Genomic DNA, 11123 nt, shown 5'->3' with positions numbered 1-11123 from the left:
ATTTTCATTTATTATACACTATTTTGGTAAAAAAAGTAATGAAACTAATTTCCTATAACTATATGCTTGCTTACTATAAAAAATGTCTTAAGAATTTACCAAAAACAGATTAATCCATATTTAATGAATAGTGAAATCCCAGTCTCAAGCTTTTACGAAGACAAAAAAGCTAAGTGGGGGACGAATCTCCCCCACTTACAGAAGCCTTACTCTATTTCTCTATCCATTCCGTATGAAATAGTCCTTCTTGATCAACCCGTTGATACGTATGGGCACCAAAGTAATCGCGTTGCGCCTGAATTAAATTAGCTGGCAGTATTTTTGTACGATAACTATCATAATAAGCAAGTGCCGCTGAGAAACATGGAACTGGAATCCCTTTCATGACTGCTGTTGCAATCACTTCACGCAGAGCCATTTGATAGGTTGCTGCAATTCCTTGAAAATAAGAATCGAACAGCAAATTGTCCAAACTCGGATTTCGATCATACGCTTCCTTAATTTTTTGTAAAAATTGCGCACGAATAATGCAGCCGCCACGAAAAATCATCGCAATATCTCCATATTGCAGATTCCAGCCGTATTCTTCTGAAGCAGCTTTCATTTGAGCAAAGCCTTGAGCATATGAAATAATTTTACTCATATACAAGGCTTGACGAACCTTTTCAATAAGTGCCTGTTTATCTTCAATATACGCTATGCATTCCGGCCCTTGTAATTGCTCACTTGCGACCATACGCTCATTCTTCAACTCTGACATATAGCGAGCAAAAACAGATTCTGTAATAATAGACAGTGGTACACCTAAATCTAATGCATTTTGGCTTGTCCATTTGCCTGTTCCTTTTTGACCCGCTTGATCTAAAATAACATCAACAAGAGGCTTACCTGTCTCGCTGTCGTATTTTTTAAAAATATTAGCTGTTATTTCCATTAAATAACTATCAAGTTCCCCTTTATTCCAATCGAAAAATACTTTATGAAGTTCCTTAGTTGACAGATTGAGTACATGTTTTAATAAAAAGTAAGACTCTGCAATCAACTGCATATCTCCGTATTCAATGCCGTTATGGACCATTTTTACATAATGTCCGGCTCCATCTGGACCGATATATGTACAGCAAGCCTCTCCTGCTACTTTGGCCGAAATGGCTTGAAAAATCGGCGCTACCAATTCATAAGCTTCCTGCTCTCCCCCCGGCATAATAGCTGGTCCTGTTAAGGCTCCTTCTTCACCGCCAGAAACACCTGTCCCGATAAAATGAATGCCCGACTCCTTTAACTCTTGGTGGCGCCTCTGTGTGTCTTTAAAAAAAGTATTGCCACCGTCAATAATAAGATCTCCTTTTTCAAGCAAAGGCTTTAATAAAGAAATCGTATCATCTATCGCCTTTCCTGCTTTTACCATCAGTAAAATTTTCCGTGGTCTCTCTAAGGAAGAAACAAATTCTTCTAATGAATAGGCTGGAAAAATACTTTTTCCTTGTAACTCCTTCATCATTTCCTCTACTTTCGAACGGGAACGATTATATACAGCGACACTATAGCCTCGACTTTCTATATTAAAAACAAGATTTTTACCCATTACAGCAAGACCAATAACACCAATTTGTTTCTTTGCCATATGACATTCACCTCTTTTTCGTTTCTCACTTATATAGAAGTTCTTTTCTGACCCTTGTTTCAGCCTTCATGTTTTAATTTCTGGTCAATAATCTTTTTAATAGCCATGTTATCAACAATGTTCATCCGCAAAATTGTTTAAGGGAGCATTTTAATTATATTCTCCCCATTGCATTAAATTTCAGTTCAAAACAACTCCTTTTGAAGTTTATATAATCAATTTGATTGTTTCTTATTATATTTTTCGTTCTGCTTGTATAGCGAAAAAGGCGTCTGCAATTATAGTTGCAGACGCCTCAAGCCAAAACTCTTATAAATTTTTTGCAGATTATTCTCCGGTAACAACTTCGATAATTCCCAGCACCATTTCAGCAAGCTTCGTTAATTCTTCCACTGGAATTTTTTCGTTTGTTGTATGAATTTCTTCATAACCGACAGCTAAGTTAACTGTTGGAATGCCAAATCCAGCAATTACATTGGCATCGCTGCCACCGCCGCTTTGTTGTAATTCACATGGGCGATTAATCTTCTCTGCTGCTTGTCTGGCTACTTCTACAACATGATCACCTTCGCTATATTTAAAGCCAGGGTACATGACCGTTACATCGATCTCAGCACGCCCGCCCATTTCTGCAGCCGCTGTTTGGAAAGCTTCCTTCATTTTTTGAACTTGCGCTTCCATCTTTTCTGGTACAAGTGAGCGAGCTTCTGCTAATATCTCAACGTAATCACATACAATATTCGTTTGTTGTCCACCTTGGAAACGACCAATATTCGCTGTTGTTTCAGAATCGATTCGACCTAAAGGCATTCTAGAAATGGCTTTAGCCGCAATTGTAATCGCTGAAACTCCTTTTTCAGGAGCAACACCTGCATGAGCCGTTTTTCCATATACTTTTGCTTCGAACTTTGCTTGTGTTGGCGCTGCTACAATAATATTCCCAACTTTTCCATCACTGTCTAGTGCATAACCATATTTCGCTGTCACTAATGAACGATCTAACGCCTTTGCACCGACTAAACCAGATTCCTCGCCGACTGTAATAATAAATTCTATTTTTCCGTGAGCAATCTTTTGTTCTTTAATAACTTTTAGCACCTCTAACATCACTGCAAGTCCCGCTTTATCATCCGCTCCTAATATTGTCGTACCATCTGACACAATATATCCGTCTTGAATCGATGGTTTAATACCGTTCCCTGGTACAACCGTATCCATATGAGATGTAAAATAAATCGTATCTACACCTTCTTTTGTAGCTGGAAGGGTACAAATTAAATTACCTGCACCGTGACCTGTGATTGCTGTTGTATCATCTTCAAATACATCTAAACCAAGCTCTATAAATTTTTCTTTTAATACTTTGGCAATCGCTGCTTCATTTTTCGTTTCCGAATCAATTTGAACCAATTCAAAAAATTCTTCTACTAAACGATTTTCATTAATCATCTTTATACCCTCCAAAAAAGTTATCCTACCTTAGTATACTTCTTAGAAAATAAACCGGCAAATATTGTGAAACAAAGCTAAAACAAAAAAAGCCCAAGGCCATTATGCCTTGAGCTTCTATGAAAAAATCGTGTATTACAATGGAATGTTTCCGTGTTTCTTCCAAGGACGATCTTCTTTTTTATTGCGCAGCATTTCAAGAGATTGGATGATTTTGATTCGTGTTTCACGAGGATCAATAACGTCATCCACCATTCCTAAGCTTGCTGCAACGTATGGGTTCGCGAATTTCTCACGGTATTCTTCAACTTTTTCTGCACGTGTTGCTTCTGGATCTTCACTGTTTGCAATTTCACGAGCGAAAATAATGTTAGCCGCACCAGCAGATCCCATAACCGCAATCTCAGCATTTGGCCATGCAAATGTAAGGTCTGCACCGATTGACTTACTGTTAAGTGCAACATAAGCACCGCCATATGCTTTACGAAGAATAATTGTAAGCTTTGGTACAGTTGCTTCAGAATATGCATACAGCATTTTCGCACCGTGACGGATGATTCCACCATGCTCTTGCTTAACGCCTGGGAAGAAGCCAGAAACGTCTTCGAATGTGATAATTGGAATATTAAATGAATCACAGAATCGAATGAAACGGGATGCTTTATCAGAAGAATCGATATCCAGTCCACCAGCTAATACTTTCGGTTGGTTACATACAAGACCAACTGATTGACCTTTAATACGAGCTAAACCGATAACAATGTTTTTCGCAAATCCTTCTTGTACTTCCATGAATGACCCTTCATCCACAACTTGCTCAACAACTTTACGAATATCGTAAGGACGGATACCTTCAAATGGAACGATATCTGTTAAATCCGCACGGTAATCATCATTGTTGTCTGCTTCTAATACAGGTGGTTTCTCTGTATTATTTTGCGGTAAGTAGCTTAATAATTTACGTACATCTTTTAATACTTCTTCATCAGTTGGTGCTTTAAAGTGAGCGTTACCACTGATCGTATTATGTACAGTTGCGCCACCTAAGCCTTCAGACGTAATTTTTTCCCCTGTAACTGTTTCGATAACTTTTGGTCCAGTAATGAACATTTGACTTGTTTTCTCAACCATGAAAATGAAGTCCGTAATCGCTGGAGAATAAACTGCTCCACCTGCACAAGGTCCCATAATGACAGAGATTTGTGGAATTACACCAGAATAGATTGAGTTACGATAGAAAATTTGTCCGTATCCATCAAGAGATACAACCCCTTCTTGGATACGCGCGCCGCCTGAATCGTTTAACCCGATAAACGGTGCTCCATTCTTTGCAGCTAAATCCATAACATTGGCAATTTTCAGAGCATGCATTTCTCCAAGCGCCCCGCCGAATACCGTGAAATCTTGTGAGAATAAGTACACATCACGTCCATTTACTTTACCGTATCCTGTTACAACACCATCTCCAGGTCCTTTTGCTTTATCTAAACCGAAGTTTGTACTGCGGTGTTGAATAAATGGATTTAATTCAACAAATGTACCTTCATCAAGTAATAGCTCAATTCTTTCACGAGCTGTTAACTTTCCTTTAGCGTGCTGCTTTTCAATTCGTTCGTCACCGCCACCAAGCTCAACCTCACGGCGTCTGTCGTATAAATCATTAATTGTTTCGTAGATGTCTTTCATTATGGCTCCTCCTCTTATTCAGGTCTTTCTGTTAATTCATATAAAATACTCGCTGTAGACTTCGGATGAATGAATGCTACCTTTGCATGATGGGCACCCAATCGAGATGTCTCGTCAATCATACGTAGACCAGCTTCTTTAATTTGTTGAATGCGGTCTTCGATGTTATCCACACCTAAAGCCACATGATGAACGCCTTCTCCACGTTTTTCGATAAATTTAGCAATTGGGCTTTCAGGTGACAACGCTTCCAATAACTCTAGGCGAGTATTTCCTGCAAGGATAAATGCTACTTTAACTCCTTGGCTTTCTACTGTTTCAATGCCTTCAAGCTCTAACTTTAATGTTTCTGTATAAAGTGGTAAAGCTTCTTCGAGTGAACGAACAGCAATACCAATATGATCGATATTTTTAATCATTACCTAACCCTCCATGATGTACAATTAGTAAACGAAACATAACATAGTTCTACATTTCCCAACAAAACCCTCTAACTTTTCAAGATTGCTCAGACAAGTATTTAGCCTTGTTTCCGATTATTGTTCACGTTACAATAAAGCTAAACACATTCATTTGAAATTGAGGAGAGCACTATATGAAAAATAAAAAAATAAGAAAAATCATCGTATACTTAATGCTAATCTCGATGTTGTTAACAACATTACTATCAGGTATAGCCTTCTTAATGTAATGCTAACAAGAGTGAAGTCAAATGGCTTCGCTCTTTTCTATTTTCTTGTTTCATCGAATGGCTCTATATTTGTTTTGCTAATGTTTAAAAAATCTTTAAAGAAGAATCCCGTCGGAGCGTTAAGCTAAGCAATAAAGGAAGAATCATGACCTTTCTCTTTTTGCTTAGTTTAAGCTAGCCGCCGTTTTTCATTCCAGCTTTTCTACCATTAAAGGAATGTTTGAGCAATAAATATCTCTCCATTTCCTTCATAAGCTGAAGTAATGCCGCCCTCGATTCAAATTCTTCACGTGTGACAGGAAGTTGCATCTCTTTAAACCCTTGTTCCATCCCGTCCAGCTTCCGCAAATAAAAGCTAGCTGTGTTTTGCGGATGAACGTTTTCTGCTAACTCTTGAATAAAGTTGGCAAGGATATCACTTTGCTTCACAATACTTGGTATGTTCGTGACAAGAGGTAAAATTCGCTCGATAATTTCGAATTGCTTCTCGCGCATATCAAAATACCGATAGTAATAATCCTCTTCTCGTAAGAAATGATTTTCTACATCTCGAAAAGCTAAGCTTTTCGCTTCTGCTAACCATTTCGACGTTTCTGTCAGTTCTTTCCCATTCCAAGTGTAGTCATTATCACGCACGTACTTCACAATTTCCATTAAAATCGCGCTAAAGTTCGCTTCAACTTTTCGCTGATAAGATTTCAAGTCTTTCTCGACACTAGGCATATATATATTCATGACTAGCGCAACTCCAATTCCTACAGCAATTAAAATGGTTTCATTGATGAGCAAGTCAAGCGTGATACCATTTGACGAATAGAGATGAAGAATGATTACACTGCTTGTGACAATGCCTTCATTCACCTTTAATGCCACCGTAGTCGGAATAAACATCAAAAGAATTAATCCTATTGTAAATGGGTTGTAGGCAACTAACTCAAACAATAAGGTTGAATAGCCCATTGCTAGTAAACAAGCGAGAAAACGTGATGCAGAGGCTTTTAAAGACTTCTTCTGTGTCACTTGAATACATAGTATCGTAATGATACCAGCAGAAGGAAAATGATCCAGATTTAATAATTGGGCAAGAACAATCGCTAAAGTAGCACCTAATGCCGTTTTAATCGTTCGATAACCGATTTTAAACATTGTTATGTATCACCTGGATTTCTTTACTTCTATTATAATACTATCAGCAAATTCGACAATTTTATAGTCCTTTATTTAGGAAAATACTAAATTTTTTATTAACTTACAACATATTTATCCTTTTTTTTACAAAAATAAAAAAAGGTGATACATTCATCACCTTTTTTTACAAAACTATAAAACTTTTTCCAGGAATTCTTGCGCACGTTTGCTTTTTGGCTGAGAGAAAAATTCAGTTGGTGCTGAATCTTCAACTAGCAACCCTCCATCTAAAAAGAGTACGCGATCTGCTACTTCACGGGCAAAACCCATCTCATGTGTCACAATCAACATGGTCATTCCCGAGTCAGCAAGCGACTTCATAACAGCCAGTACTTCTTTGACCATTTCGGGATCTAGCGCTGACGTCGGTTCATCAAATAGAATCACTTCCGGGTTCATGGCTAACGCTCGTGCAATAGCGACACGTTGTTTTTGTCCGCCAGAAAGACGATTTGGATAAACTGCTTCCTTATCAGCCAAGCCAACCTTTTGTAACAGCTCACGACCCTGCTTCTCCGCTGCTTCTTTTGACATTTTCTTTACCTTCATCGGAGCATACGTTAAATTTTGCAGCACCGTCTTATGAGGAAAGAGATGAAAATGCTGAAACACCATCCCAACATTTTCACGGACCTTCATAATATTCGTCTTTTTATTCATAATGTCTTGATCTTTAAACCAAATATGTCCGCTTGTAGGCGTTTCAAGCATATTGATGCAGCGTAAAAAAGTCGATTTTCCCGATCCAGATGGACCAATAATGGCTACGACCTCACCTTGTTTCACTTCTGTACTAATCCCTTTTAACACTTCAAGTTTGCCGTAACTTTTATGCAAATCTTCAATCTTAATCACTGCGTCTCATTCTCCTTTCGAGCAACTTACCAAGAACCGTTAAAATCATAACCATGACATAATAAACTAATCCAGCTACAAGAATCGGCTCGAAAAATTTATACGTTTCTCCCCCAACAATATACGCGCGACGCATAATATCCGCAAGACCGATAATCGTTACAACAGCTGATTCTTTTGTTAACGAAATTAATTCATTCATAAGTGCTGGTAAAATATTTTTAATTGCTTGAGGTAAAATGATATTCAGCATCATTTGAGATTCAGGAACTCCAAGTGCAAGAGCAGCTTCTCTCTGCCCTTTATCAACTGCTTGAATTCCTCCACGAATAATCTCCGAGATATAAGCAGCCGAGTTTAACCCAAATGCTAAAAAAGCTGCTTCATACGCTTCAATTTGGATACCTAATATTTGCGGCGATCCAAAATAAATTAACATCAATTGTAGAACGAGCGGTGTTCCTCGAAAAATCGATGTATAAAAATCAGCAAACCAATTTAATGGTTTAATTTTACTAATTTTTAAAATAGACAATATAATCCCTAATATAAATCCAATAACCGCTGCGACCGAGACGACTTGCAGTGTCGTCGGTATCCCTTCCAAGATGTAAGGAATCGACGGTATAATCCTTTCAAAATCTAGATTCAACCTATTCATCCTCTCCAAAACATATTAGCTCTTTTGATTCATTCATCACAGGCTATATGCTATAATCTGTTGATTTTTAGCTCATGACATGTAACCAACAATCTTTTTAACATGGCTTTATCATAAAGCGCGGAAAAACGTTCAGAAGGTTTACAATCCCATTCTGAACGTTTTTCTCTCTGTATATTATTTATTTTCGCTATTCATCCATTTAGCAATTAACTCATCGAGTTCGCCGCTTTCTTTCATTTTTTTCAATTCAGCATTAAACTGCTCGGTTAAATCACTGTTTTTTGGAAAAGCGATTGCATAACCTTCTGCTTCTTCATCTGTTTTAATCGTATGTGCTACTAATGTTTCATTATTAGCTAAGTGTCCTTTTGCCACTTCATCTTCAATAATAGCTGCATCGACACGACCTACCATTAATTCTTGTACAATTTCATTCACACGATTGCGTTTTTCAATCGTCATAGTAATGCCGTCTTTATTTAATTTAGTTGCAAGCTCTTCTTGTACAGATGCTAATTGAACACCCACTGTCTTACCTTTTAAATCTTCCACCGTTTTAATATTGCTATCTTTTGTTGTTACAATCATGTTAGCAGCTGAATAATAATTATCGCTGAAATCTAACGTTTTCTTACGTTCTTCCGTAGCATTCATCGCTGAAGCAACCAGATCGACTGTGCCATTTTCAAGTGCTGTAGGTAAACTATTGAAATCAATATCTTGAGCTTGAATCTCATAGCCAAGCTTGTCTGCAATGGCATTAACGATATCAATATCTAATCCAATAATTTCATCGCTCTTTGCTGTATCTACAAATTCAAATGGTGCATAATCTGCTGATGTTCCTAGCTTTAACACTTTTTTCTCTTCGTTCTCACCCGTTTGAGCTTCATCTTTCTCGGAATTCCCGCATGCTGCTAAAATACCTACCAATAAGATAGAAGTAACTAGTAACATAAAATGCTTTTTCCATTGCATAGTTATTTTCCTCCTATAACTTTTTTCTTGTTATGTTAGTATGTGTCAAAGTGTAATTGTGCGCTGTTCAAATAATCATTCCGTTAATATTCATACACTCCCATGTATTTTAACACACTTTTATGATGATGCAATATATTGGTAAATTAATTTATAGTTAAAAATTTTCAGTTAATTACTATAGAACAATATTGAAAGAGCTGATAATGTAGCTATAGTGTCCTTCATCTTAAAGAAAACTATACAAAACAAAAAGATCCGTAAAAACGGATCTTATACTTCCTCACAATATTCATCAAAATACGATTGAAGCTTCTCAACAACAGACATTGGATGATGTCCTTCAATTTCATGACGTTCCACCATTTTTAAAATTTTCCCGTCTTTCAATAGAGCAAATGATGGCGATGATGGCGGATATCCTTCAAAATATTCACGAGCGCGTGCCGTAGCCTCTTTATCTTGGCCAGCAAAGACAGTTACAAATTGATCCGGGCGTTTATCATGGTGCATCGCATATGCCGCAGCAGGACGAGCAATTCCACCTGCACAGCCACAAACGGAGTTTACCATAACAAGTGTCGTTCCCTTTTGTGCTAACGCCTCGTTTACTTCTTCTTCTGTTTTTAATTCTGTATATCCAGCTTTCGCAATCTCATCACGTGCTGTTTTTACCACATCATTCATTAAGAAATTAAAATCCATTCCCATCTCCATACCCCTTCCATATTCGTTTCTCCTCTATCATAACAATTGATTTTCACTGATTCAATTAATTTACTTAAGAAAAGCAAAAGCTCCTTGGTTCCCCCTGTACATGCTGGCAGTCAGTCCACTACAATATATTAAAATACTTTCTGATTTGACAAAAAAAAGGGACTCCTCATCATCTGTAGAGTCCCCTTCCCTTATTTCTTTTCGAAAGTGTCTAAAAACGTTTGAAATACTTCTTGAACAGCTTTTGTAATCGTTTGATCCCCTGCCATGATTTGATTTTCAAGGACAGGCAACAATTGCTTAATCGTACTATTCTTATAAAACAGTTGATGAAGTTGACTATTAATTAAGGAATGGAACCACTCTCTCGATTGCATTCTTCTTCGATCTTCAAATACTCCTGATTGCTTCGTTGTTTCAGAAAACTCCTGCAACATATTCCAAACATCATCAATGCCTTTACCTGTAACGGCAGAGCATGTCAGAGCTTTAGACATCCAGCCTTTTGTTACAGGCTGTAAGAAATGAAGAATTCGGCTGTACTCCGATCGCGTTTTGATAGCACGTGGAAGATTATCTCCATCTGCTTTATTCACAACGATGCCATCAACCAATTCCATAATTCCCTTTTTCATCCCTTGCAGCTCATCACCTGCTCCAGTTAGTGCAAGCATCATGAAAAAGTCAACCATCCCACGAACAATCGCTTCACTTTGTCCAACCCCAACTGTTTCAATAAGGATAACATCGAAACCAGCTGCCTCACAAAGAAGCATTGTTTCACGCGTTTTTCGATGAACCCCACCTAAAGTTCCTTCAGATGGAGAAGGGCGAATGAAAGCGCGAGGATTTCTCGCCAGCTCTTCCATTCTTGTTTTATCTCCTAGAATACTGCCGCCATTTACAGATGAGCTTGGATCGACAGCAAGTACAGCTACTTTATGACCTAAGCTGCATAAATAGGTCCCAAATGCTTCAATAAACGTACTTTTTCCAGCCCCCGGCACACCGGAAATCCCGATTCGTAAAGATTTCCCCGTGTGCGGCAAAATAGATTGCAATAGCTCTTGAGCCAGCTCAAAGTGGTGCGCTGCGTTACTTTCAATTAGAGTAATTCCTTTTGCAAGTTTCGCGCGTTCTCCTTTGAGAATACCTGCTTTAATATCCGGTATCGAAATGGATTCCCTTTGTTTTTTAAGAAAACGGTTTTTAGACGCTTGATTTTGGTCGGCAGCTAACTCGACCCCTTTCATGATTGAAGAATTAAAACC

Annotated in this window: 11 protein-coding genes; 1 reads left to right on the top strand and 10 read right to left on the bottom strand. The window is 37.9% G+C overall.

Annotation, left to right across the window (positions count from 1 at the left end):
- Nucleotides 1-211: 211 nt before the first annotated feature.
- From gnd to mce, 4 genes are all read right to left on the bottom strand, one after another.
- On the bottom strand, nt 212-1624 hold the full coding sequence (gnd, locus tag V7068_RS14395) for an NADP-dependent phosphogluconate dehydrogenase (protein ID WP_499713354.1): 1413 nt from the start codon (nt 1622-1624) through the stop codon (nt 212-214).
- A 327-nt stretch (nt 1625-1951) separates the two neighbouring features.
- Nucleotides 1952-3073: a tripeptidase T gene (locus V7068_RS14390; RefSeq protein WP_499713353.1), complete on the bottom strand. Its 1122-nt coding sequence runs from the start codon at nt 3071-3073 to the stop codon at nt 1952-1954.
- Nucleotides 3074-3208: 135 nt separating this feature from the next.
- On the bottom strand, nt 3209-4759 hold the full coding sequence (locus tag V7068_RS14385) for an acyl-CoA carboxylase subunit beta (protein WP_127761265.1): 1551 nt from the start codon (nt 4757-4759) through the stop codon (nt 3209-3211).
- Nucleotides 4760-4773: 14 nt separating this feature from the next.
- Nucleotides 4774-5178, bottom strand: coding sequence for a methylmalonyl-CoA epimerase (gene mce, locus V7068_RS14380; protein WP_119115441.1), 405 nt, complete (start codon nt 5176-5178; stop codon nt 4774-4776).
- Nucleotides 5179-5354: 176 nt separating this feature from the next.
- On the opposite strand from mce, the gene prli42 reads away from it, so the two are divergent.
- Nucleotides 5355-5450: a stressosome-associated protein Prli42 gene (prli42, locus tag V7068_RS14375; protein ID WP_164853271.1), complete on the top strand. Its 96-nt coding sequence runs from the start codon at nt 5355-5357 to the stop codon at nt 5448-5450.
- A 174-nt stretch (nt 5451-5624) separates the two neighbouring features.
- Here prli42 and V7068_RS14370 read toward each other — a convergent pair whose 3' ends face one another.
- From V7068_RS14370 to meaB, 6 genes are all read right to left on the bottom strand, one after another.
- Nucleotides 5625-6596: an aromatic acid exporter family protein gene (locus V7068_RS14370; RefSeq protein WP_127761266.1), complete on the bottom strand. Its 972-nt coding sequence runs from the start codon at nt 6594-6596 to the stop codon at nt 5625-5627.
- Between the two features lie 174 nt (nt 6597-6770).
- Complete coding sequence (locus tag V7068_RS14365) at nt 6771-7493, bottom strand: amino acid ABC transporter ATP-binding protein (protein WP_499713352.1); 723 nt, start codon at nt 7491-7493, stop codon at nt 6771-6773.
- Nucleotides 7486-8154 (bottom strand): amino acid ABC transporter permease, encoded by a 669-nt coding sequence (locus V7068_RS14360; protein WP_499713351.1) that lies wholly within the window; start codon nt 8152-8154, stop codon nt 7486-7488. Before V7068_RS14360 ends, V7068_RS14365 begins: the two co-directional genes overlap by 8 nt.
- A gap of 177 nt (nt 8155-8331) precedes the next feature.
- Nucleotides 8332-9135, bottom strand: a complete 804-nt coding sequence (locus V7068_RS14355) for a transporter substrate-binding domain-containing protein (RefSeq protein WP_499713350.1) — start codon at nt 9133-9135, stop codon at nt 8332-8334.
- A gap of 273 nt (nt 9136-9408) precedes the next feature.
- Nucleotides 9409-9846 carry a BrxA/BrxB family bacilliredoxin gene (locus V7068_RS14350; protein WP_499713349.1) on the bottom strand — a complete coding sequence of 146 codons (438 nt, stop codon included), beginning with the start codon at nt 9844-9846 and terminating at the stop codon, nt 9409-9411.
- Between the two features lie 197 nt (nt 9847-10043).
- Nucleotides 10044-11123 (bottom strand): methylmalonyl Co-A mutase-associated GTPase MeaB (gene meaB, locus V7068_RS14345; protein WP_499713348.1); only part of this gene is annotated, 1080 nt, incomplete at its 5' end.

This window comes from Bacillus sp. JJ634, from assembly GCF_036962285.1.
Classification (GTDB): domain Bacteria; phylum Bacillota; class Bacilli; order Bacillales; family DSM-1321; genus Peribacillus; species Peribacillus asahii_A.
Note: the sequence above shows the minus strand (reverse complement) of the source record. Positions and strands in the feature narration are given on the sequence as shown.

Excerpts from the sequence above, each read along its gene's own strand:
- V7068_RS14350 (WP_499713349.1), bottom strand. The coding sequence starts at position 9,846 with ATGGGAATGGATTTTAATTTCTTAATGAATGATGTGGTAAAAACAGCA.
- prli42 (WP_164853271.1), top strand. The coding sequence starts at position 5,355 with ATGAAAAATAAAAAAATAAGAAAAATCATCGTATACTTAATGCTAATC.
- V7068_RS14360 (WP_499713351.1), bottom strand. The coding sequence starts at position 8,154 with ATGAATAGGTTGAATCTAGATTTTGAAAGGATTATACCGTCGATTCCT.
- V7068_RS14370 (WP_127761266.1), bottom strand. The coding sequence starts at position 6,596 with ATGTTTAAAATCGGTTATCGAACGATTAAAACGGCATTAGGTGCTACT.
- V7068_RS14390 (WP_499713353.1), bottom strand. The coding sequence starts at position 3,073 with ATGATTAATGAAAATCGTTTAGTAGAAGAATTTTTTGAATTGGTTCAA.
- V7068_RS14355 (WP_499713350.1), bottom strand. The coding sequence starts at position 9,135 with ATGCAATGGAAAAAGCATTTTATGTTACTAGTTACTTCTATCTTATTG.
- gnd (WP_499713354.1), bottom strand. The coding sequence starts at position 1,624 with ATGGCAAAGAAACAAATTGGTGTTATTGGTCTTGCTGTAATGGGTAAA.
- V7068_RS14385 (WP_127761265.1), bottom strand. The coding sequence starts at position 4,759 with ATGAAAGACATCTACGAAACAATTAATGATTTATACGACAGACGCCGT.
- mce (WP_119115441.1), bottom strand. The coding sequence starts at position 5,178 with ATGATTAAAAATATCGATCATATTGGTATTGCTGTTCGTTCACTCGAA.